Here is a 21,254-nt window from a genome sequence, read left to right on the forward strand (position 1 = left end):
GCCGCCCACGCCGGGAGGGGAGGCGTGGGCGGCGGGTCCGTGCGGTGGTGCGGTGCTGCGGCGGGCCTTGAGGACCGGGCCGCGGTGCGGCGGGTGGCGGTGCGGCGTCGTCAGGACGGCAGGCGCAGCGCCAGGCCGGGCTGGATGAGGTCCGGGTCCTCGCCGATCACGGAGCGGTTGAGCGCGTAGAGGGCGGGCCAGCCGCCCGGGAGGCGCAGCGCGGCGGCTAGCCCGTCCAGGGTGTCGCCGTCACGGACGGTCACCCGGCCGTCCTCGGTGGGGACCGGCGCCGGCAGCGGGGCACCGGGCGGCGGCAGGACGGCGTCGCGCCCGTGGTCGCGGGTGGTCTGGTGGCCGCGGTCGGCGCCTCGGCCGGCGTCGTGGCCGTCCCGACCGTGGCCGGACCCGGGGCCGCGGCCGCCGACGGCGCGCGCCCCGCAGACCGGCCAGGGGGACAGGCCGCGGCGGTCGGCCAGGTGCTGGGCGACGGCGATCTGGTCCTCGCGACTGGCCAGGTCGGCGCGCGGCGCGCGGGCCAGGCCGCCGTTCTCGCGCCAGGTGGGCTGGTCGAACTGGAGCCCGCCGTAGTAGCCGTTCCCGGTGTTGACGTGCCAGTCGCCGCTGCTCTCGCAGGCCGCCACGCGGTCCCAGTCGTACGCCGCGCCGTCCGACCTCCCGCCGGGATCGGCCCCGGAGTCGGCGCCCGGCGGAGCGGCGTGGGCCGCGGGGGCGGCGACGGCCACGGCGAGGGCGCAGAGCGCGGTGGGGACGAGGCGGCGGAGGCGGGCGGTGGAAGGCATGGGCGGCTCTCAGGTCCGGGGACAGGGCGTGCGCCGTCCGGAGAAGGCGCTCCTCCACCGACCCACACCGGGCGGGGCACGCCGCCGCCGACACGACCGGGAAGTCACCCGCCCGGCCGCCCGGTACCACCCCGGCGGCCCGCGGCCATCCGGCCGTACGCCCGTTTCCGGGCGTCCCCCTACAGTGGCCGGAACACCGCTCGAAGAAGGGGACGGACGAACGATGGCGATCGATCAGGGCACCGCGCGCGCCGAGTTGGGTGTGATCGGCGGATCCGGGCTGTACGCGCTGCTGGACGAGGTCACCGAGGTGCGGGTCGACACGCCGTACGGACCGCCCAGCGACGCGCTGTTCCTGGGCGACGTGGCCGGGCGGCGGGTCGCCTTCCTGCCCCGGCACGGCCGCGGCCACAAGCTGCCCCCGCACCGGATCGACTACCGGGCCAACCTGTGGGCCCTGCACTCGCTGGGCGTGCGGCAGGTGCTCGGACCGTGCGCCGTGGGCGGCCTGCGGCCGGAGTACGGGCCCGGGACGCTGCTCGTGCCGGACCAGTTCGTGGACCGCACCTCGGGCCGGGTGCAGACCTACTACGACGGGCAGCCGCTGCCCGACGGCACGGTGCCCGAGGTGGTGCACGTGTCGATGGCCGACCCGTACTGCCCGGCCGGCCGGCGGGCCGCCCTGGAGGCCGCGCGGGAGGCGGCCTGGGAGCCGGTGGACGGCGGCACGCTGGTGGTGATCGAGGGCCCGCGCTTCTCCACCCGGGCCGAGTCCCGCTGGTTCACCGCCAACGGCTGGTCGGTGGTCGGCATGACCGGACACCCGGAGGCCGTCCTCGCCCGTGAACTCGGGCTCTGCTACAGCTCCTTGGCGCTGGTCACCGACCACGACGCCGGGGTCGCGAGCGGGGACGGGGTGACCCACGCGGAGGTGCTGGAGGTCTTCGCGGGCAACGTGGACCGGCTGCGCACGGTGCTGTTCAAGGCACTGGAGCGGCTGCCCGCCGAACGGGACTGCGTCTGCTCCCACGCCCTGGACGGCCTCGCCACCGGCCTGCCGGGCGTCCCCGGCAGCTGACGGCGGCCCGCCCGCCGCAGGGGCGCGGCGCGGGCGGCGCGCGTGGCGTTCAGCCACCGTTCGCCGTACCCACGGGCGGACGTGGTGCGGACGTACCGTCCGGCTGGGAACCTCCTGGGCGTTTCCCGGAGCCCAGGAGGCGGCAGTGGCGTCACATCCCTCTCGTAGAACCGTCCTCAGGGCGGGCAGCGCGGTCGGCGCGCTGACCGCCCTGCCCGCGTCCACCCTGCTGTGGACCCAGCCGGCCGTGGCCGGCACCCCCGGCCCGGAGCAGGTCCACCTCCAGTGGGGCAACGACCCCTCCCGGGAGATGACCGTCTCCTGGGCGACGGCCGCGTCGGTCAGCAGGCCCCGGGTGCGGATCGGCACCCCGCGCGGCGGCGTCGGCCGCACCGTCGAGGCCGCCAGCCGCAGCTACGTCGACGGCCTCAACAAGGTCGAGACGTTCACCCACCACGCCCGCCTGGACGGGCTGCGCCCCGACACCACCTACGTCTACGAGGTCCTGCACGACGGCGCCGGACCGGTCCGCGGCACCTTCCGCACGGCGCCCCGCCGCGGCCGCGCCGGCTTCCGCTTCACCAGCTTCGGCGACCTCGGCACCGGCGACGCCGCGTTCAAGAAGTCGTCCGTCCACGGCGCCGCCGCCGTCCGGCAGGTCGAGCAGTTCGCGCCGCTGTTCCACCTGCTCAACGGCGACCTCGCGTACGCCAACAGCAACCCCCAGCTCCAGCCGCAGGCCTGGAACGCGTTCATGAACAACCTGGCGACGTCGGCCGCCAACCGCCCCTGGATGCCGGCACCGGGCAACCACGAGGTGGAGGCCGGCGGCGGGGACCTCGGGTACGCCTCCTACCTGACCCGCTTCGAGCTGCCCGACAACGGCACCCGGGACCACTGCGGCAACTGGTACAGCTTCCAGGTGGGCGCGGTGCTGTTCGTCACCCTGGACGGCAACGAGATCGCCGTCGAGGACGACGCCAGCCTCGACCCGGCCACCGGGCGGTCCATCTACATCAGCGACTACAGCGAGGGCGCCCAACTCCGCTGGCTGGAGCGGGTACTGGCGCGGGCCCGGAGCGGGCGGCAGATCGACTGGATCGTGGTCAACCTGCACCAGTTCGCGATGTCCTCCTCGGCGGCCAGCCACGGCGGCGACATGGGCATCCGGGAGAAGCTGCTGCCGCTGCTCGACCGCTACTCCGTCGACCTCGTGCTGGCCGGCCACGACCACGACTACGAGCGCACCCACCCCGTCCGCGGCACCGAGCCGGGCGGCCTGCTCACCCCGGCCGTCGTCGACGACGACCTGCGCCGGATCGACACCTCCCGGGGCACCGTCCACCTGATCCTGGGCGGCGGCGGAACCGCCGGCTCCGACGACGTCTACCTGCCCGCCGACCCGGACGGCGTGCGCGAGGCCAGCGTCCGCACCCAGCGCCTCACCTTCAAGGCCGACCCGGACGCCAAGGAGAAGGCCCACTGGTCCGCCGTCATCGACCCCGACACCACCCACCCGTACGGCGTCGCCGTCTTCGACGTGGACCCGGGGCTGGTCCCGGGCGGCCGGACGACCATCACGGTCTCCTACTACCACTCGGTGCCGGCCACGGCCGCGAACCCCGTCCCGACGCCGGTGCTGTTCGACCGCTTCACCCTCTACCGCGACCGCAGCGACGGCTGGGGCGACGACGACCAGGGCGAGGACGAGAACTCCCGGGGCGAGCACGCCGCCGTCCGGCGGTAGCCCACTCCCGGACGGGAGCCCGCCGCGCGCTGCACCGGAGGGCGGCCTCCGCGCGGGAAGTCGGCCCGCCCGACTTCCTGCGCGGAACGCGGGGGGACGCGATGCGGTGGGCCGCTCACACCAGGCGGACCGCACCGGGGAGCAGATGCAGCTCGTAGGGCGTGCAGCAGTCCGACATCTCGCTCCCGACGACGGCGCCGCACGGACAGGCCCGGTTGGGCGGGCCGTCGCCGGGGGCGCCGCAGCACCCGGGCGGTCCGCCCGGCGCGGAGTGCCAGGTGAGGCCGGGCGCGTCCGCGGGGTGCAGGACGAAGGTGTTCCGTGGCCCGGCCGAAACGACGACCAGGCCATCGAGGTTGCTGATGCACGGACCACCGGGGTAGGCGGCCGGAAAGCCGTCCTGGTCCTCGGCAGGTACGAACGGCGGCCCGTGCGGCTCCGGGTCGACGGCACAGTGACCGCGGGACATGGTGGGGGGAGCCTGCCGCCGGCCGTCCACGAGTACCCCCTCGAACTGGTGCCGGGCAGGAACGGCCGGAAGGAGCTCGAGGGCGGCCGTGAGGGCCTCACCGCAGGCGGCGCAATGAAAGGTCGTCATCGCCCACCGGTCTACAGCGCCGGCCCTCGGGGCACAACGTGTTTTCGGCCCGGCGCTCGGAGCAGTGCCGGGTCTGCTGCGCAGGAAGTCGGCCGGGTCGACTTCCTGCGCCGAGGGCGGGAGGCCAGGTGGCGGCGTCCAGGCGGGAGAACCACCTGACGACGTGAGCCGAGCCCGGCGTGATCGCCGCGTCGGAGCCGATGCCGGTGCGCCACTACCCTGACCGGCATGGACTGGCTGGATCGGGTCGCCCGGCTGAGGCGATGGACGAGCAACGGTGTCCGCGCGCCGCACAAACCGCTGCTGCTGCTCTACGCGCTGGGCAGCTACCAGCGGAACGCGGACGGGGAGTTGCGCTACACCGCGGTCGAGCAGGAGCTGAAGCGGCTGCTCGCCGAGTACGGGCCGTCGAACCCGACCACGCCCGCGTACCCGTTCCACCACCTGGTCAGCGACGGCGTCTGGGAGGTCCGGACGGATCGCGGGCCGGGCAGCCCGGGGAGCGGGATCGGGGTGCTGCGGTCGAGCGGGGCCACCGGCCGGCTCGCGGCCGAGCTGCGGGCGGCGCTCGGCCGGGACCCGGCGTTGTTGGGCCGGATGGCCCGGGTGCTGCTGGACGCCCACTTCCCGCCGTCCCTGCACGAGGACCTCTGTGAGGCCGTAGGACTGGACCTGGAGGAGGCCGGCACCGGGATCGCGGGACGTACCGCCCGGCGGCAGCGGGACCGGCGGATGCGCGAACTGATACTCACCGCCTACGAGTTCCAGTGCGCGTTCTGCGGGTACGACGGGGCCCTCGGCGCGAGCGTGGTCGGACTGGAGGCCGCGCACGTGCGCTGGTGGTCGCACGACGGGCCGGACGCGGTCGACAACGGGCTGTGCCTGTGCTCGCTCCACCACAAGCTCTTCGACAAGGGCGTCCTGGGGGTGGGGGAGGGGCGTCGGATCCTGGTCTCCCAGCGGTTCGTCGGCCGCAGCGAGGCCAGCCGGCAGCACGTGCTCGCACTGGCCGGACGGCCGGTCATCGGGCCGCAGGCGGGCAATCCGCCGGTTGCGGACCGGCACCGGGAGTGGCACGTGCGGCAGGTGTTCCACGGTGCGGCGCGGGAGCCCCTGGAGCAGGCGGCGGAGGTGGTCTGACGCTCTGCCCGCGGCGAATCCGCTGCGGGCAGAGAAAACGGGTCCGGCGGCCCCGCGGGGGCGAGAGTGGAGGGCAACGGCATCCCCGCCTCGACGAGGAGGAACCAGATGAATCCATTCGACGCGCCCCGCGCGGAGCAGGGTGACACCCCGCCCAGCGCCTTCGACGACCACCTCGCGGCGCAGCTGCTCGCGCAGCGGATCGTGCTGCTGGGCACCCAGGTCGACGACGTGTCGGCGAACCGGGTGTGCGCGCAGCTGATGCTGCTGTCGGCGGAGGACCCGCGCAGCGACATCGGCCTGTACATCAACAGCCCGGGAGGGTCGGTCACCGCCGGGCTCGCGATCTACGACACCATGCGGCTGATCCCGAACGACGTCTCCACGCTGGCGATGGGGTTCGCGGCCAGCATGGGCCAGTTCCTGCTCACCGTGGGGACGCCCGGCAAGCGGTTCGCGCTGCCGAACGCGCGGATCATGATGCACCAGCCCTCGGCGGGCATCGGCGGCACCGCCGCGGACATCGAGATCCAGGCGGAGAACCTCCAGTTCACCAAGAAGGCGATCGAGCGGATCACCGCCGAGCACACCGGTCAGAGCGAGGAGACGATCGCGCGCGACGGCGACCGGGACCGCTGGTTCACGGCGGCGCAGGCCGTGGAGTACGGGCTGGTGGACCGGGTGGTGGAGTCGGTCGCCGACATCCGCCCGGCCTCGTCCCGCCGACGGATGGGGCTCTGACATGGGGTCGTACACGGTTCCGTACGTCATCGAGCGGACAGCGAAGGGCGAGCGGTCCTACGACGTCTTCAGCCGGCTGCTGAACGAGCGGATCATCTTCCTCGGCACCGAGATCGACGACGGGGTCGCCAACGTGGTCATCGCCCAGCTGCTCCACCTGGAGTCGGAGAGCCCCGAGCGGGAGATCTCGATCTACCTCAACTCGCCCGGAGGGTCGTTCACTTCGCTGATGGCGATCTACGACACCATGACCTTCGTGCAGGCGCCGATCTCCACCTTCTGCGTGGGCCAGGCGGCGTCGACGGCGGCGGTGCTGCTGGCGGGCGGCGACCCCGGTCGGCGGTTCGTGCTCCAGCACGCGCGGGTGCTGCTCGGCCAGCCGGCCAGCGGCGGGCGGCGGGGGATGGTCTCCGACCTGAGCCTCGCGGCGAAGGAGATGATCCGAATCCGCTCGCAGGTGGAGGAGGTGCTGTCCCGGCACACCGGGCACGACGTGGCGACGTTGCGTGCGGACATGGACCGGGAGAAGGTGCTCACCGCGGAGGAGGCCGTCGCGTACGGGCTGGCGGACGAGGTGCTGAGCCGGCGGCTCGCGTTCACCTGATCCGCGGAGCGTGTCCGGCGGCCGGGACCACGGGGGTGTACCGGCCGCCGGACGGCTCAATCGCCGGACAGCTCGACCACCGGACGGCTCACGCGGCGAGGCAGAGGCCGTTGGTCCGGGCCGACGGCGCCGTACGGCGGTGGGCCGACCGGCTGCGGGTGTGGCGGACGAGTTCGTCCTGGGCGAGCGAGAGCAGGTCACCGAGGCCGAGTCCGAGGGCCCTGGCGGCGGCCGCGAGCACCTCGGAGGAAGCCTCCTTGCGCCCGCGCTCCAGCTCGGAGAGGTACGGCATGGAGATCCGGGCCTCCTCCGCGACGTCCTTCAACGTGCGCTCCTGGGCGAGTCGTTCGCGTCGCAGGACGTCTCCGACCAGGTCGCGCCAGAGGGGTTCCTTCGGCGCGGGCGGTTGCGGGGTGCCGTTCGTCCCACCGGAACCGGGCGGCGAGGTCTGCGGACGCAGCGGGATGACGCGGGCTTCGTTCGGCGCTTGAGTGCTCACCCCTCCAGCCTAGGCAATCGGGGCGCCGGGGGAAGGGCGCGGGGTTCTGCCCTGGGTGAAGCCGCGCACCCCTGGTGAAGCCGCGCTCCGGGACGGGGGTTGCCGTACCGTCAGCGGCGCCGGCCGACGTACACCGCCGCGCCGCCGGCGGCCACCAGGGCGGCTGCGGCGACCCCGGCGGCGACCAGGAGGCCGTCGTCGGCGCCCGTGGCGGCCAGTGCCGGAGCGGCCGTGGCCGGCGTCGTCGCGGCCGGGAGCTGCGGGTTGGCCCGCGGCGAGGCGGTCGGTGCGCCCGAAGCCGCCGTCGGGGACGGTGCGGCGGTGGGCGTCGCGGCGGTGGGCGTCGCGGTGGTGGGCGTGGTGGTGGAGCTCGGCGTGGGCGTCGGCACCGGGGCGGCGCTGGTCGGGCCGGCGGTCGGAACCGGGGTGCAGGCGGTGCCGCCGTTCCAGGAGGCGATCACCAGACCGGAGAACGGCTCGTCCGGGTAGTGCGGCAGCGGGTGGTCGCTGTCGCTCCCGTCGTACTTCCCGCCGACCGAGTAGAGGGCCAACTCGCCGTAGCACGGCGGCAGGTGGCCGGTGACGTCGAGGGTGTCCCGGTAGTGCTCGCGGGTGAGGGTCGTGGTCGACCAGCCGAGGAAGGTCTGCTGACCGGAGGTGGCCCAGGTCGCGCCCTGCGTCGCGTACGAGCCCAGCGAGACGTGGTAGTCGCAGCCCGCGGTGGGGACTCCGGCCAGCCGGACCTGGACGCTGCCGGACTCGGCGGGCATGGTGGCGTTGTTCGTCCAGTGGGCGCCGCCGTCGACGGAGTACTGGACCGGGGCGCGCCCGCAGCCGGGCTCGGCGTGGGCGGGGGGCGCCGCGAGGGCGGTGACCCCGGCGGTCAGGCCGAGGAGGGCCGTGAGCATCGGAAGGCCTCGGCGGACGTGGCTGTGCATGGGGAGGTGCTCCTGAGGGGTGGTTCGGGTTCTGGTGTGGGTGGAGTGAGTGTGGGTGCGGGTCCGGGGCGGGCCGGGTTCGGAATCCGCGGGGCTCACCCGGCCTGGAGCGCGGGAGCCGGGGCGCCGGCGTCGCCGGGCTGCGCGGTGTGGCCGTCGCCCTCGATGTCGACGTGCGGGAGCAGGCGGTCGAGCCAGCGGGGCAGCCACCAGTTGCCGTCACCGAGCAGGACCATGGTGGCGGGGACGAGCAGGCCGCGGACGACGGTCGCGTCCAGGGCGACGGCGCTCGCCAGGCCGATGCCGAACATCTTGACGACGGGGTCGTCGGAGAGCAGGTAGCTGAGGAAGACCGCGACCATGATCAGGGCCGCCGAGCTGATGATCCGTCCGGTGCTGCTGAGGCCCGCGACCACGGCGCGGCGGTTGTCCCGCTCCCGCAGGTAGCCCTCGCGCACGGCGCTGAGCAGGAAGACCTCGTAGTCCATCGACAGGCCGAACAGCACCGCGAACATCAGCAGGGGCACGTAGCCGGGGATCGGGACGGCGCCGTCCAGGCCGATCAGCCCGGCGCCCAGGCCGTGCTGGAAGACCGCGGTGAGCACGCCGTAGGCGGCGGCGACCGACACCAGGTTCATCACGGCGGCCTTCACGGCGACGACGGGCGAGCGGAAGGCCAGCAGCAGGAGCAGCCCTGCGACGGACAGGACGAAGCCGACGACGAGCGGCATCCGCCGGGCGATCCGCGCATTGAGGTCCGCCTGGGCGGCGGGGGTGCCGCCGACGTGCAGTTGCTGGCCCGTCCCGGCGGTGGCCGGTGGCAGTACGTCCGCGCGCAGGCGGTGTACGAGTGCGGTGGTGGCGGGGTCGGACGGCGAGGTGGTCGGGGTGACCTGCCAGCGGACGGTGCGGCCGTCGGCGGCGAGCGCGGGCGGGCTGACGGAGGCGACGCCCTCGGCTCCGCGCAGTGCGGAGGTCACGGCCGCCAGGCGCGGGTCGACGGTCCCCTCGGTCGTCCGGGCGGTGCTTCCCGCGGTGGTCCCCGCGGTGCTTCCCGCCGTCGTCCCGGCGGGGGAGGGCAGGACGTCGACGACCTGGAGCACGCCGTTGGAACCCGGGCCGAAGGCCGCGGCCATCCGGTCGTAGGAGATGCGGCTCATGCTGCCGGACGCCTTGCTGCCGGCGTCCAGCTGGCCGAGGTGGAGGTGGGCCGCGGGGGCGGCGAGGACGCTGAGCAGGGCCAGGCCGGCCAGCAGCAGGGGCCAGGGCCTGGCCGCGACCAGGGCGGCGATCCTCCCCCAGCCGCGTGGGCGTCCGGCCGGCGCGGAAGCCGTGGCAGCCCTGGGCGTCAGCCGCCCGCCCAGCAGCACCAGGGTGGCGGGCAGGAGCGTGAGGTTCACCCCCAGGGCCGTCACCACGGCGATGGCGGGGGCGAGGGCCAGCGCGTACAGCAGGGGGAGTCCGCCCAGGGCCAGTCCGGCGAGCGCCGCGACGACGGCACTGCCGGCGAAGGCGACGGACTTGCCGGAGCCGGCGGTGGTGCGCACGGCCGCCTCCTCGATCCCGACCCCGGCGGCGCGGAGCTCCCGGAAGCGGGTGAGGCCGAAGAGGGTGTAGTCGATGCCGACGCCGAGCCCGATCATGGCGGCGATGGTCTCGCCGGCCTCGGGCACGTCCATCAGGTGGCCGACGAGGCCGAGGACGGGCAGGGCGATGCCGAGGCCGATCACGCCGGCGAGCAGCGGCAGTCCGGCGGCGAGGAGGCCGCCGAGGGAGAGGGTGAGGATCACCAGGGCGGTGCCGAGGCCGATGGCCTCGCTGCGGCCGGTGCTGCCCCGGTCGACCGCGGCGGCCAGGGAGCCGCCCGGGGTCACCTCGATGCCGGCGGCGGTGGCCGGAGCAGCTGCGGCGAGCACGGCGTGCGTCGTCGCGGGCGTCACGTCCCGCCCGGGGACGTCGAGTTCGACGGAGAGGTAGGCGGTGTGGCCGTCGCTGCTCATGGCCGCGGTGCCGGCCGGGTCGTAGGGCGTGGTGACGGCGACCACGTGCGGCACCGCCGCGATGGCCGTTGCCGCGCTGCGGACCGCGGCGGTGGTGTCGGAGGCGGTCAGCGGGGCCGCGCCGGCCGGGGTGTGCAGCAGGACGGGCTGCTTGCCGGAGGCGGAGGCCGGAAACGCGCGGTCGGCGATGTCCCGAGCGGCCTGGCTGTCGCTGCCGGGGATGGAGACGGCCTCGCTGGTGACGCGCCCGAACGTCGCCACGGCGCCGAGCGCGACGGCCGTCAGCAGCAGCCAGGCGGCGATGACCCGCCTGGGCCTGCGGGCGCACCAGCGCCCCACGGAGGTGAACATCGGCGGTGGACAGTCCTTCCTCGCGCGGCGGACGGCCTGCGGCCCCGCCAAAACTAGTTGCACTCACCGTGCAAGGCGTACACTTGCACTCGCGGTGCAAGAATGTCAACGAGAGGGCGGAGGAGCCCACGTGAAGCGGACCGAAGCCGCCGTGCCCGTCACCGACGGGCGGACGGAACGCGGGCGGCAGACCCGCGAGAAGATCGCCGACGCGATGCTGTCGCTGATCGACCAGAACCAGGCGCACTTCCCCGCCGACAAGGTGGCCGAGCGGGCGGGCGTGTCGCGCCGGCTGGTCTTCCACCACTTCGCGGACATGGCGCAGCTGGCGGAAGTCGCCGTCAACCGGCGTCTGGAACAGCTCGCGACCCAGATCGGACCGCTCCCCACCGAGGGGCCGCGCGAGCTGCGGGTGGCCGCCCTCACCGCACAGCGGGCACGCATCCTGGAGGGCGTCACGCCGGCGAGGCTGGCCGTCATGCGGCTGGAGAACCCCTCCCCGCGGATCCAGGAGGCCGTCCAGCAGATGCTGGACTTCGCCCGCCTGCGGCTCACCCAGGTCTTCGCCGCGGAGCTGGACGTCCTGCCCGAGTCCGCGCGCACGGACCTGCTCCACGGGCTGGACGCGGTGACCACGTGGAGCGCCTGGTACCACTGGCGCAGCAGCGGGCTGAGCACCGATCAGGCCCGCCGCACCATGGCCGCCACCGTGCACGCACTCCTGGCGGGAGCGGGCGCCGGCGAGGAGGGCCGGGGACAGGACTGAGTGCCGTCCGTCGGGCCGCCGGGCGCATCGAGACCGGTACCGCCGGCGTCACCGGCTGACCCTGCCCGCTCCCCCCTGGGCCGACGGGCCGGGGGCGGGCTGGGGCAGGCGCCCGCCGACGGTACGGCTTCGCGACGCCGCTCCAGCCGCGGGCGGGATCAGCCGGACGGTGACCCGCAGCCGGCTTCAGCGGTCAGGCGGCCGCGGCGAGCCGGGCGGCCGCGCGGGCCTGGTCGTAGCGGTGGAGGACCAGCCGTGCCACGGCCGGGTGGGCGCCGAGCGGGGCGCCGCTCCAGCGGGCCGGGGTGGTGGCGGCGCGGCGGGCGAAGAAGCCGGGGGAGAGGAGGTACGTGGCCAGCGCGACGGCGGGGTGGCCGGCGGCCTGGAGGGCGACCACCGCCTGGTGGGGGGTGGGTTCGGCGGCCGAGAGGTGGGCGGGGGCGACGGGGCGGCCGAGGCGAGTGGCCAGGAGCTCGGCCATCCTGGCGGTGTCGGCGAGGGCGCTGGGGTCGGAGGAGCCGGCGCCGGCCAGGACCACGGGCGCGTCAGCGGGGGCGCCGGCCTCGGCGAGGCGGTCGGCGAGCGCCTCGGCGAGCAGGGGGTGGGGGCCGAGCGCCGGGGCGAGGTGGGTGGGCGGGAGGTCGGCGGTGGCGAGCGCGGCGGGCAGGTCGACGCGGACGTGGTAGCCGGTGCCGAGGAGGAGGGGGACCAGGATCGGCCGTGCGCCGGACAGGTGGGCGAGCGCCTCGGCGAGCGACGGCTGGGCAAGGTCCAGGAAGCCGCAGCGGACGGTCAGTTCCGGCCGGAGCGAGCGAACCAGGCGCAGCAGCGCGCGGGTTGCGGTGCGGGCCGCCGGGTCGCGGCTGCCGTGGGCGACGGCGAGCAGCACCGGTGCCATCAGCCCGCCGCCAGCCGGTAGCCGCGCTTGGGGACGGTGCGGATCAGCGCGGCGTGCGGCCCGAGCGCCGCCCGCAGCCGCCCGACCGCGGCCTCCACCGCGTGCTCGTCGGCGGTCGCGTCGGGCCAGGCCGCGCGCAGCAGGTCGGCGCGGCTGAGCACCCGGCCGGGCCGTTCGGCGAGGGCCCGGAGCACGGCGGCGCCGCGTGGGCTGAGCAGGTGGCTCTCGCCGTCGACCAGCGCGGCGTTCCCCTGGAGCGTCAACAGGCCGCCGGGCAGCGCGATCTCGCGGCGGCCGCGTCCGGGCAGGGCCTCCGCGAGCAGCCGCACGAGCGCGCCGAGCCGGCCGCGTTCCGGATGGACGGCGGACAGGCCGAGGTCGGTGAGCGGCCGGGCGCACAGCGTTCCGACGCAGACCGGCAGGACGTCCGCGCGCAGGGCGTCGAGCAGCGCCCCGTACAGCCCCTCGGCCTCCGCCGCGGCGAGCAGCGCGGTGATCGCCGGGGCGCTGGTGAAGGTGAGGGCGTGCACCTGGCGGCGGACGGTCTGGTCGAGGAGCCGGCGCACCGCGCCCGGGTCCTCCGGGGGCGCCCAGCGGTAGACCGGTACGGAGATCACCTCGGCGCCGCGTTCGCGCAGTGCGGCGGCGAAGGCGTCCAGGCGGACCCCGTGCTCCTGCACGGCGATCCGGCGCCCGGCCAGTGGACGGGCGAGCAGCCAGGTGAGCAGTTCGTCGGTGGCCTCGGTGCCGGGGGAGTAGCCCTCGTCCAGGCCGCTGGCCCGGACGGCGCCGGTGGCCTTGGGGCCGCGGCTGAGCACCACGGAGCCCCGGCAGGCCTCGGCGAGCGCGGCACCCCGGCCCCAGCCCTCGGCCGCGCTCATCCAGCCGCGCCAGCCGACCCCGGTGGTGGCCACCACGTAGTCGAGCGGTGCGGCCAGGCAGCGGTCGGTGGCCTCGCGCAGGGCGAGGTCGTCGGCGAGCGGCAGGATGCGCAGCACCGGGGCCTCGACCACCTGCGCGCCGCGCCGGGTGAGCAGGGCGGTGAGCTCCTCGCGGCGGCGCGCGGCGGTGACCCCGACGGTGAAGCCGGTGAGGGGGCCCGGCTGGGGGAGGGTTGCCATGCCGGTCAGCCTGCGGTGCGCGTGTTACGGGGGCATTGCCCGGCCGTCACCCGCCGGTAAGCGAAGGTGCCGCCGCGGTTACGCCGGATGTCCGGCCGCGCACCCCGGTGGTCGGCGGCCGTGAGCGAGGTGTACCGCGGCCGCAACACGGGTGACCCGGTCGCGAAACAGCGGGCGGTGACCGTTCTCGGCATGACGCCGACCAGCCCCGCGGCCACCACGGCCGCCACCGACACCCACTGCCCGTACTGCTCGTTGCAGTGCGGCATGCGGCTGTCCACGGGCGCCGCACCGGGCACCGCACCGGGCGCCGTACCGCCGGTCGAGGTGCTGGAGCGCCCGGACTTCCCGGTGAACCGGGGCGCGCTGTGCGGCAAGGGCCGCTCGGCGACCGCGCTGCTGGACCGGGCCGCCCGGCTGACCGGCCCGCTGCTGCGCGACCGGCCCGGCGCACCGCTGCGCTCCGCGAGCTGGCCGGAGGCGCTGGACCGGGTGGCCGCGGGGCTGGCCGGGACGCGGGCCGAGCACGGCCCGGACGCGGTGGGCGTGTTCGGCGGCGGTGGCCTGACCAACGAGAAGGCGTACCTGCTGGGCAAGTTCGCCCGGGTGGTGCTGGGCACCGCCAACATCGACTACAACGGCCGGTTCTGCATGTCCTCGGCGGCGGCCGCGCACCGCAGGGCGTTCGGCCTGGACCGCGGGCTGCCTTTCCCGCTCGAGGACATCCCGCGCACCGGCTGCCTGATCCTGGTCGGCGGCAACCCGGCCGAGACGATGCCGCCCGCCGTCCGCTACCTCCGCGAACTGCGGGAGAACGGCGGCACCCTGATCGTCGTCGACCCGCGCCGCACCCGCACCGCCGAGCTGGCCGACCTGCACCTGCGGGTCCGCCCCGGCGGTGACCTCGCGCTCGCCCTCGGCCTGCTCCACCTGGTGATCGCGGACGGCCTGGTGGACCGCGCGTTCGTCGACCGGCGCACCACCGGCTTCGAACGGGCCCGGGAGTCGGCGATGGCCCACTGGCCCGACCGGGTGGAGCGGATCACCGGCGTGCCCGCCCACCGGCTCCGCGAGGCGGCCCGGCTGTTCGGCGAGGCCCGCACCGGCATGGTGCTCACCGCCCGCGGGCCCGAGCAGCAGAGCAAGGGCACCGACACCGTCGGCGCGTGGATCAATCTGTGCCTGGCCACCGGCAACGCCGGCCGCCCGTACAGCGGTTACGGCTGCCTGACCGGCCAGGGCAACGGCCAGGGCGGGCGCGAGCACGGCCAGAAGGCCGACCAGCTGCCCGGCTACCGCTCGATCGAGGACCCGGCGGCCCGGGCGCACGTCGCCGCCGTCTGGGGGGTCGACCCAGCCGGGCTGCCCGGCCCCGGCCGGTCCGCGTACGAGCTGCTGGACGGCCTCGGCCGGCCGGGCGGCGTCCGGGCGCTGCTGCTGGCCGGCTCCAACCCGGCGGTGTCCGCGCCGAACGCCGGGCACGTCACCGAGCGGCTGCGCGCACTGGACCTGCTGGTCGTCGCCGACGTGGTGCTCTCCGAGACGGCCCGGCTCGCCGACGTCGTCCTGCCGGTCACCCAGTGGGCCGAGGAGGACGGCACCACCACCAACCTGGAGGGCCGGGTGATCCTGCGCCGCCGCGCCCTCGACCCGCCCGAGGGGGTGCGCAGCGAGCTGTGGCTGCTGCGCGAACTCGCCGCCCGGCTGGGCGTCCCGGAAGGCTTCCCGGTGGAGCCCGAGCAGGCCTTCGACGAGCTGCGGCGCGCCTCGGCCGGCGGCGACGCCGACTACGCGGGCATCAGCTACCGGCGGATCGCCGCCGAGGACGGGGTGTTCTGGCCGTGCCCGGCGCCGGACCACCCGGGCACCCCCCGGCTGTTCCTGGACCGCTTCGCCACCCCGGACGGCCGGGCCCGGTTCGCGGACGTCACCCACCGCCCGGCCGGCGAGGAGCCGTGCGCGCAGTACCCGCTGTACCTGACCACCGGCCGGGTGCTCGCCCAGTACCAGAGCGGCGCGCAGACCCGCCGGGTCGCGGAGCTCAACGCCGCCGCCCCCGGCCCGTTCGTGGAGCTGCACCCGCGGCTGGCCGAACGCCTGGGCATCGCGGACGGCGAGCCCGTCGCGGTCACCAGCCGGCGCGGCCGGGCCGTCGCCCCGGCGCGGATCACCGACGCCATCCGGCCGGACACCGTCTTCATGCCCTTCCACTGGGCCGGCGCCGGCCGGGCCAACAGCCTCACCAACCCGGCGCTCGACCCGGTCTCCCGGATGCCGGAGTTCAAGCTCTGCGCGGTGCGGGTCGACCGCGCGACCACGGAGGCCGCCGGATGAGCCCGAGGATCGCCGTGGTCGGCGGCGGCATGGCGGCCGCCCGCTTCGCCGAGCGCTACGGCGCGCTCGGCGGCCCCGGCACCGTCACCGTGTACGGCGCCGAGCCGCGCGCCCCGTACAACCGGGTGCTGCTCGCCGACGTGCTGACCGGGCGCTACGACGCCGAGTCGATCGCGCTGCCGCTCGGCGGGGCGCTGGCCCGGCCGGGCTGCGAGGTGGTGGAGATCGACACCGCCCGCCGCACGCTGCGGCTGGCCGAGGGCACCGTGGAGCCCTGGGACGAACTGGTGCTGGCCACCGGCGCCAACCCGGTGCTGCCGCCGGTGCGCGGGCTGCGCCGCGCCGACGGGTACGGCCTGGCCGGGGGAGTCCACACCCTGCGCACCCTGGAGGACTGCGCCCGGCTGGTCGAGGACGCCGTCGGCGCGAAGCGGGCCGTGGTGATCGGCGGCGGGGTGCTCGGGGTGAGCGCCGCCCGGGCGCTGGCCGCGCTCGGCGTGCGCACCGAGATCGTCCACCAGGCACCGCACCTGGTCGAGCGCCAACTCGACCCGGAGGGGGCCGCGGTGCTGCGCGAACGGCTGCGGGGGCTCGGCGTGGAGTCCTACACCGGCAACCGCGCCCGGGCCGTGCACGGCGGCACGGCAATCCCCCCGGACGGAGGCTGGGAGAGGGTCGGCGCGGTGGAACTGGCGAGCGGATACCGGCTGGACTGCGACCTCGTCGTCCTCGCCTGCGGCACCCGCCCGCGCACCGCGCTCGCCCACCGCGCCGGACTGCCGGTCGGCACCGGCATCCTGGTGGACGACCAGCTCGCCGCGGCTCCGCACGTGTCCGCGATCGGCGACTGCGCCGAACACCGCGGCACCGTCCACGGCCTGGCCGGCCCCGCCTGGGAGCAGGCCGACGTGCTGGCCCGCCGGCTCTCCGGCGCCGAGCCCGACGCCCGCTACCCCGGCACCGGCCCGCGCGCCCGGCTCAGCACCGGCGGCCTGGAGTACGCCGCCTTCGGCACCGTGGACGAGACCCTCGCGCCGGACCTGGACGTGCTGCGGCTCACCGACGCCACCCGCGGCAGCTACAAGAAGCTCGTCCTGCGCGGCGACCGGCTGGTCGGCGCGATCCTGCTCGGCGACCTGGCCACCGTGGACGCGCTGGCCGGCGCCTTCGCCGACGGCGGCGCGCTCGCCGGCCACCCCCTGCACCTGCTCACCGGAGGACCTGCCATGACTGGAGAAGCGCGATGACCCTCGACGACCGCACCGCCCGGGGCCCCGGCACCCTCCGGGACCTCGTCCTGGTCGGCCACGGCATGGTCGGCCAGCGCTTCCTGGAGGCCTGGACCGAGCAGCCGGCCGCGCCCGGCTGGCGGGTCACCGTGCTCGCCGAGGAGACCCGGCCCGCCTACGACCGGGTCCACCTCAGCTCGCTCTTCGCCGGCAGCACCCCGGAGGACCTCGAGCTCTGCCCGCCCGGCTTCCTCGCCGAACACGGCATCGACCTGCGCCTGGGCGACCCGGCCACCGCGATCGACCGGGCCGGGCGGACCGTCACCACCCGGTCCGGCGCCGAAGTCCGCTACGACGTCCTGGTCCTGGCCACCGGCTCGGTGCCCTTCGTGCCCCCCGTACCCGGCACGGACGCACCCGGCTGCCACGTCTACCGCACCGTCGAGGACGTCGACGCCATCCGCGCCGGGGCCGCCGGCACCACCACCGGCGTGGTGGTCGGCGGCGGACTGCTCGGCCTGGAGGCGGCCGGCGCCCTGCGGGCCGGTGGCCTGGCCACCCACGTGGTGGAGTTCGCGCCCCGGCTGATGGCCGTGCAGGTGGACGAGGGCGGCGGCGCCGCGCTGCGCCGCCGGATCGAGGAGCTGGGCGTCACGGTCCACACCGGCGTCGGCGCCGGCGGCGTGCTCACCGGGCCGGACGGCCGGGTGCGCGCACTGGCCCTCTCCGACGGCCGGGAGCTGGCCGCCGACCTGGTGGTCTTCTCCGCCGGGGTACGGGCCCGCGACCAACTGGCCAGGGACTGCGGGCTTCCGGTCGGCCCGCGCGGCGGCGTCGTGGTCGACGCGCACTGCCGCACCGAGGACCCGGCGGTCCTCGCCATCGGCGAGTGCGCCGAGGCCGCCGACGGCCGGGTCTACGGTCTGGTCGCCCCCGGCTACCAGATGGCCGAGACGGCGGCCCGCACGGTGGCCGCGCTGGACGGCGACGGCACCGGACCGGCCGGCGAGGGCTTCACCGGCGCCGACACCTCCACCAAGCTCAAGCTGCTCGGCGTCGACGTCGCCAGCTTCGGCGATCCGCACGGCAGCGCCGAGGGCGCGCTCGACGTGCTGTACAGCGACAGCCGCAGCGGTGTCCACCGCAAACTGGTGATCGGCGCCGACGGCGCGCTGCTCGGCGGCGTCCTGGTCGGCGACACCGAGGGCTACGGCGCGCTGCGGGCGCTCGCCGTGGCCGGCAAGCCGCTCACCGTCGCCCCCGAACAGCTGGTGCTGCCCGCCGGGTTCGCCTCCGCCGGACCGCTCGCACTGCCCGACGACGCGGTGCTCTGCTCCTGCCACAACGTCACCCAGGGAGCCGTCCGGGCCGCCGTCCGCGAGCAGGGCGCCGACAGCGTCGCCGCCGTCAAGAAGTGCACCCGCGCCGGCACCGGCTGCGGCAGCTGCCTCAAGCAGTTGGGCACCGTCGTCACCGAGGAGCTGGCGGCCGCCGGGGTCTCCACCGGCACGGGTCTGTGCGAGCACTTCGCCCACACCCGCGCCGGGCTGTACGAGATCGTCCGGGTGACCGGGCTGACGACCTTCTCCGAGCTGCTCGCGCGGCACGGCAGCGGCGAGGGCTGCGAGATCTGCAAGCCGACCGTCGCCTCGATCCTGGCCAGCCTCGGCAACGGCCACATCCTGGACGGCGAACAGGCCGCCCTCCAGGACTCCAACGACCACTTCCTCGCCAACCTCCAGCGCAACGGCTCCTACTCGGTCGTCCCCCGGGTGCCCGGCGGCGAGATCACCCCCGACGGCCTGATCGCGATCGGCGAGATCGCCCGCGACCACGGCCTCTACACCAAGATCACCGGTGGCCAGCGGATCGACCTGTTCGGCGCGACCGTCGACCAGCTCCCGGTCATCTGGCGCAAGCTGGTCGACGCCGGCTTCGAGTCCGGGCACGCCTACGGCAAGTCGCTGCGCACCGTGAAGTCCTGCGTCGGTGAGACCTGGTGCCGCTACGGCGTCCAGGACTCCACCGCCCTCGCCATCGAACTGGAGCTGCGCTACCGGGGGCTGCGCTCCCCGCACAAGCTCAAGGCCGCCGTCTCCGGCTGCGCCCGCGAGTGCGCGGAGGCCCGCGGCAAGGACTTCGGCGTCATCGCCACCTCGGCCGGCTGGAACCTCTACGTCGGCGGCAACGGCGGCATGACGCCCCGGCACGCCGACCTGCTCGCCGCCGACCTCGACCGCGACACCCTCATCCGCACCATCGACCGCTTCCTGATGTTCTACATCCGCACCGCCGACCGGCTGGAGCGCACCTCGGTCTGGCTGGAGCGGCTGGACGGCGGCCTCGACCACCTGCGCGCGGTGGTGCTCGACGACAGCCTCGGCATCGCCGCCGAGCTGGACGAACTGATAGCGCGTCATGTCGCCGGCTACCGGGACGAATGGGCCGAGACGCTGGCCGACCCCGAGCGGCTGCGGCGCTTCTCCTCCTTCGTCAACGCCCCCGGGACCCCGGACCCCGCCGTGACCTTCGTCCCCGAACGCGGCCAGATCCGCCCCGCCCGCCCCGGCGAGGCCGGCCGCCCCCGCAACGCCCCGGTGCTCGTCGCCGGGGCCCGACTGGAGGTGCTCACCCCGTGACCGTGCAGATCCACGACGGCACCCGCTGGCGGACCGTCTGCTCCCTCGCCGACCTCCAACCCGGCCGCGGCGTCGCCGTACTGCTGCCCGACGCCGGACAGGTCGCCCTCTTCCGCGACCGCGCCGGGGAGCTGTACGCCGTCGACAACCTCGACCCGTTCAGCGGCGCCCCCGTCCTCTCCCGCGGCCTGATCGGCAGCCGCGGCGAGCGGCCCACCCTCATCTCGCCGATGTACAAGCAGGTGTACGACCTCACCGACGGACGCTGCCTGGACGAGGACACCACGCCCGACGGCGCCCCCGCCGTACTGCGGCGCTGGCCGGTGCGGGCCCTCGACGGGGAGGTGGCGGCATGAGCGTCGCCGTCGAGGCCAGACCGCCCCTCCCGCCGGGCGGCTGGGACCCGGAGGACGAGGAGTTCTGGGCCCGCGCCGGCGCCCGGATCGCCCGGCGCAACCTGGTCTTCTCCGTCCTCTCCGAGCACATCGGCTTCTCGGTGTGGAGCCTCTGGTCGGTGCTGGTGCTCTTCCTCGGCCCCGCCTACCACGTCGACACCGCGGGGAAGTTCACCCTCACCGCCGTGCCGACCGCGCTCGGCGCGCTGCTGCGGCTGCCGTACACCTTCGCCGTGGCCCGCTTCGGCGGCCGCACCTGGACGGTGATCAGCGCGCTGCTGCTGCTGGTGCCCACCGCGCTGGCGGCCGTGGTGCTGGAGCCCGGGGTCTCCTACGGGACGCTGCTCGCGGTGGCGTGCGCGGCCGGGGTCGGCGGCGGCAACTTCGCCTCCTCGATGGCCAACATCAACGCCTTCTACCCGCACCGGCTCAAGGGCTGGGCGCTCGGCGTCAACGCGGGCGGCGGCAACCTCGGCGTGCCGGCCGTCCAACTGCTCGGGCTGCTGGTGCTGGCCACCGCCGGCGCCGCCCACCCCCGGCTGCTCCCGCTGCTCTACCTGCCGCTGATCGTGCTGGCGGCGGCCGGGGCCTGGTGGCGGATGGACGACCTGCCGGCCTCCCGAGCCGGTTCGGGGCAGGGCCGGGCGATGCGGGAGGTGGCGCGGGACCCTTACGGCTGGGCGGTCTCCACCCTCTACATCGGGACGTTCGGCTCCTTCATCGGCTTCGGCTTCGCGTTCGGCCAGGTGCTGCAGGTGCAGTTCCACGCGCGCTTCGACACCCCGGTCAAGGCCGCCGCGCTCACCTTCCTCGGGCCGCTGCTCGGCTCGCTGCTGCGGCCGGTCGGCGGGCGGCTCGCCGACCGGTACGGCGGCGCGCGGGTGACGCTGGCGACCTTCGCGGCGATGGGGGCCGGGACGGCGGTGGTGCTGGCGGCCTCCCGGGCGGGCTCGCTGCCGCTGTTCCTGGCCGGGTTCATCGCGCTGTTCGTCCTCAGCGGCCTCGGCAACGGCTCGACGTACAAGCTGATTCCGGCCCACTACCAGGCGCTCGCCCGGCGGGCCGTGGCGGCCGGAGCCGACCCGGCGGCCGCCGAGGCCGAGTCCCGGCGGCGGGCCGGGGCGCTGATCGGGCTCGCCGGGGCGGTCGGCGCCTTCGGCGGGGTGCTGGTGAACCTGGCGTTCCGGCAGGCCTTCCAGGCCAGCCACAACGGTGACGCCGCGTACCTGGGGTTCCTCGTGGCGTACCTGGTCTGCTCGGCGCTGACCTGGGCGGTGTGGCTCCGGCGGCGGTGAGCGGCTCCGGGTGTCGCGTCACCGTCGGCGCCGGGGCGTGGTGTGGGGCCGGCCGCTGGGCCTGGTGTTCATCGACGGCGG

The 21,254-nt window shown here is 75.7% G+C and carries 18 protein-coding genes; 11 read left to right on the forward strand and 7 right to left on the reverse strand.

Translation table 11 applies throughout. From position 1 onward, the window contains the following. Positions 1–110 precede the first annotated feature (110 nt). Positions 111–800 (reverse strand): transglycosylase family protein, encoded by a 690-nt coding sequence (locus ABT247_RS19820; RefSeq protein WP_350744110.1) that lies wholly within the window; start codon positions 798–800, stop codon positions 111–113. Positions 801–1,023: 223 nt separating this feature from the next. Between ABT247_RS19820 and ABT247_RS19825 the strand changes: the two genes are divergently transcribed. Together ABT247_RS19825 and ABT247_RS19830 are read left to right on the forward strand one after the other, a co-directional pair. Further along, complete coding sequence (locus tag ABT247_RS19825) at positions 1,024–1,878, forward strand: S-methyl-5'-thioadenosine phosphorylase (RefSeq protein WP_350744111.1); 855 nt, start codon at positions 1,024–1,026, stop codon at positions 1,876–1,878. A gap of 145 nt (positions 1,879–2,023) precedes the next feature. Next, positions 2,024–3,625 carry a purple acid phosphatase family protein gene (locus tag ABT247_RS19830; RefSeq protein WP_350744112.1) on the forward strand — a complete coding sequence of 534 codons (1,602 nt, stop codon included), beginning with the start codon at positions 2,024–2,026 and terminating at the stop codon, positions 3,623–3,625. Between the two features lie 115 nt (positions 3,626–3,740). On the opposite strand, the gene ABT247_RS19835 is transcribed toward ABT247_RS19830, so the two are convergent. Next, positions 3,741–4,223 carry a hypothetical protein gene (locus ABT247_RS19835; protein ID WP_350744113.1) on the reverse strand — a complete coding sequence of 161 codons (483 nt, stop codon included), beginning with the start codon at positions 4,221–4,223 and terminating at the stop codon, positions 3,741–3,743. A gap of 228 nt (positions 4,224–4,451) precedes the next feature. Here ABT247_RS19835 and ABT247_RS19840 point away from each other — a divergent pair, with 228 nt between their 5' ends. The 3 genes from ABT247_RS19840 to ABT247_RS19850 all read left to right on the forward strand — a co-directional run bounded on the left by ABT247_RS19840 (position 4,452) and on the right by ABT247_RS19850 (position 6,708). After that, entirely contained in the window at positions 4,452–5,363 is a 912-nt protein-coding gene (locus ABT247_RS19840; RefSeq protein ID WP_350744114.1) for a phosphorothioated DNA-binding restriction endonuclease, read from the forward strand. A 108-nt stretch (positions 5,364–5,471) separates the two neighbouring features. After that, positions 5,472–6,104 (forward strand): ClpP family protease, encoded by a 633-nt coding sequence (locus ABT247_RS19845; RefSeq protein ID WP_350744115.1) that lies wholly within the window; start codon positions 5,472–5,474, stop codon positions 6,102–6,104. A 1-nt stretch (position 6,105) separates the two neighbouring features. Beyond that, positions 6,106–6,708, forward strand: a complete 603-nt coding sequence (locus ABT247_RS19850; protein ID WP_350744116.1) for a ClpP family protease — start codon at positions 6,106–6,108, stop codon at positions 6,706–6,708. A gap of 88 nt (positions 6,709–6,796) precedes the next feature. Here the strand turns inward: ABT247_RS19850 and ABT247_RS19855 are convergent, their stop codons facing one another. The 3 genes from ABT247_RS19855 to ABT247_RS19865 all read right to left on the reverse strand — a co-directional run bounded on the left by ABT247_RS19855 (position 6,797) and on the right by ABT247_RS19865 (position 10,496). Next, positions 6,797–7,207: a helix-turn-helix domain-containing protein gene (locus tag ABT247_RS19855; RefSeq protein ID WP_350744117.1), complete on the reverse strand. Its 411-nt coding sequence runs from the start codon at positions 7,205–7,207 to the stop codon at positions 6,797–6,799. 110 nt (positions 7,208–7,317) lie between these two features. Then, positions 7,318–8,145 (reverse strand): hypothetical protein, encoded by an 828-nt coding sequence (locus ABT247_RS19860; protein WP_350744118.1) that lies wholly within the window; start codon positions 8,143–8,145, stop codon positions 7,318–7,320. A gap of 95 nt (positions 8,146–8,240) precedes the next feature. Further along, entirely contained in the window at positions 8,241–10,496 is a 2,256-nt protein-coding gene (locus ABT247_RS19865; protein ID WP_350744119.1) for an MMPL family transporter, read from the reverse strand. 130 nt (positions 10,497–10,626) lie between these two features. On the opposite strand from ABT247_RS19865, the gene ABT247_RS19870 reads away from it, so the two are divergent. Continuing rightward, positions 10,627–11,262: a TetR/AcrR family transcriptional regulator gene (locus ABT247_RS19870; protein ID WP_350744120.1), complete on the forward strand. Its 636-nt coding sequence runs from the start codon at positions 10,627–10,629 to the stop codon at positions 11,260–11,262. A gap of 193 nt (positions 11,263–11,455) precedes the next feature. On the opposite strand, the gene ABT247_RS19875 is transcribed toward ABT247_RS19870, so the two are convergent. Together ABT247_RS19875 and ABT247_RS19880 are read right to left on the reverse strand one after the other, a co-directional pair. Next, complete coding sequence (locus ABT247_RS19875; protein WP_350744121.1) at positions 11,456–12,160, reverse strand: sirohydrochlorin chelatase; 705 nt, start codon at positions 12,158–12,160, stop codon at positions 11,456–11,458. Then, positions 12,160–13,281, reverse strand: coding sequence for a uroporphyrinogen-III synthase (locus ABT247_RS19880; RefSeq protein WP_350744122.1), 1,122 nt, complete (start codon positions 13,279–13,281; stop codon positions 12,160–12,162). Before ABT247_RS19880 ends, ABT247_RS19875 begins: the two co-directional genes overlap by 1 nt. A gap of 192 nt (positions 13,282–13,473) precedes the next feature. On the opposite strand from ABT247_RS19880, the gene ABT247_RS19885 reads away from it, so the two are divergent. The 5 genes from ABT247_RS19885 to ABT247_RS19905 are packed head-to-tail and all read left to right on the forward strand — an operon-like array spanning position 13,474 to position 21,173. Further along, complete coding sequence (locus tag ABT247_RS19885; RefSeq protein WP_350744123.1) at positions 13,474–15,615, forward strand: molybdopterin oxidoreductase family protein; 2,142 nt, start codon at positions 13,474–13,476, stop codon at positions 15,613–15,615. After that, positions 15,612–16,862, forward strand: coding sequence for an NAD(P)/FAD-dependent oxidoreductase (locus ABT247_RS19890; protein ID WP_350744124.1), 1,251 nt, complete (start codon positions 15,612–15,614; stop codon positions 16,860–16,862). Before ABT247_RS19885 ends, ABT247_RS19890 begins: the two co-directional genes overlap by 4 nt. Continuing rightward, positions 16,859–19,483 (forward strand): nitrite reductase large subunit NirB, encoded by a 2,625-nt coding sequence (nirB, locus tag ABT247_RS19895; protein WP_350744125.1) that lies wholly within the window; start codon positions 16,859–16,861, stop codon positions 19,481–19,483. Before ABT247_RS19890 ends, nirB begins: the two co-directional genes overlap by 4 nt. Next, entirely contained in the window at positions 19,480–19,839 is a 360-nt protein-coding gene (gene nirD, locus ABT247_RS19900; protein WP_350744126.1) for a nitrite reductase small subunit NirD, read from the forward strand. The genes nirB and nirD overlap by 4 nt, the downstream gene beginning before the upstream one ends. Continuing rightward, positions 19,836–21,173, forward strand: a complete 1,338-nt coding sequence (locus ABT247_RS19905) for a nitrate/nitrite transporter (protein ID WP_350744127.1) — start codon at positions 19,836–19,838, stop codon at positions 21,171–21,173. Before nirD ends, ABT247_RS19905 begins: the two co-directional genes overlap by 4 nt. Positions 21,174–21,254 lie beyond the last annotated feature (81 nt).

Origin of the sequence: Kitasatospora sp. NPDC001539 (assembly GCF_040298565.1) — a bacterium.
Taxonomy (GTDB): domain Bacteria; phylum Actinomycetota; class Actinomycetes; order Streptomycetales; family Streptomycetaceae; genus Kitasatospora.

What these genes read in the sequence shown, in the direction of transcription:
- ABT247_RS19820 (WP_350744110.1), bottom strand. Translation starts at nt 800, where the DNA reads ATGCCTTCCACCGCCCGCCTCCGCCGCCTCGTCCCCACCGCGCTCTGC.
- ABT247_RS19825 (WP_350744111.1), top strand. Translation starts at nt 1,024, where the DNA reads ATGGCGATCGATCAGGGCACCGCGCGCGCCGAGTTGGGTGTGATCGGC.
- ABT247_RS19835 (WP_350744113.1), bottom strand. Translation starts at nt 4,223, where the DNA reads ATGACGACCTTTCATTGCGCCGCCTGCGGTGAGGCCCTCACGGCCGCC.
- ABT247_RS19840 (WP_350744114.1), top strand. Translation starts at nt 4,452, where the DNA reads ATGGACTGGCTGGATCGGGTCGCCCGGCTGAGGCGATGGACGAGCAAC.
- ABT247_RS19845 (WP_350744115.1), top strand. Translation starts at nt 5,472, where the DNA reads ATGAATCCATTCGACGCGCCCCGCGCGGAGCAGGGTGACACCCCGCCC.
- ABT247_RS19850 (WP_350744116.1), top strand. Translation starts at nt 6,106, where the DNA reads ATGGGGTCGTACACGGTTCCGTACGTCATCGAGCGGACAGCGAAGGGC.
- ABT247_RS19860 (WP_350744118.1), bottom strand. Translation starts at nt 8,145, where the DNA reads ATGCACAGCCACGTCCGCCGAGGCCTTCCGATGCTCACGGCCCTCCTC.
- ABT247_RS19865 (WP_350744119.1), bottom strand. Translation starts at nt 10,496, where the DNA reads ATGTTCACCTCCGTGGGGCGCTGGTGCGCCCGCAGGCCCAGGCGGGTC.
- ABT247_RS19875 (WP_350744121.1), bottom strand. Translation starts at nt 12,160, where the DNA reads ATGGCACCGGTGCTGCTCGCCGTCGCCCACGGCAGCCGCGACCCGGCG.
- ABT247_RS19880 (WP_350744122.1), bottom strand. Translation starts at nt 13,281, where the DNA reads ATGGCAACCCTCCCCCAGCCGGGCCCCCTCACCGGCTTCACCGTCGGG.
- ABT247_RS19885 (WP_350744123.1), top strand. Translation starts at nt 13,474, where the DNA reads ATGACGCCGACCAGCCCCGCGGCCACCACGGCCGCCACCGACACCCAC.
- ABT247_RS19890 (WP_350744124.1), top strand. Translation starts at nt 15,612, where the DNA reads ATGAGCCCGAGGATCGCCGTGGTCGGCGGCGGCATGGCGGCCGCCCGC.
- nirB (WP_350744125.1), top strand. Translation starts at nt 16,859, where the DNA reads ATGACCCTCGACGACCGCACCGCCCGGGGCCCCGGCACCCTCCGGGAC.
- ABT247_RS19905 (WP_350744127.1), top strand. Translation starts at nt 19,836, where the DNA reads ATGAGCGTCGCCGTCGAGGCCAGACCGCCCCTCCCGCCGGGCGGCTGG.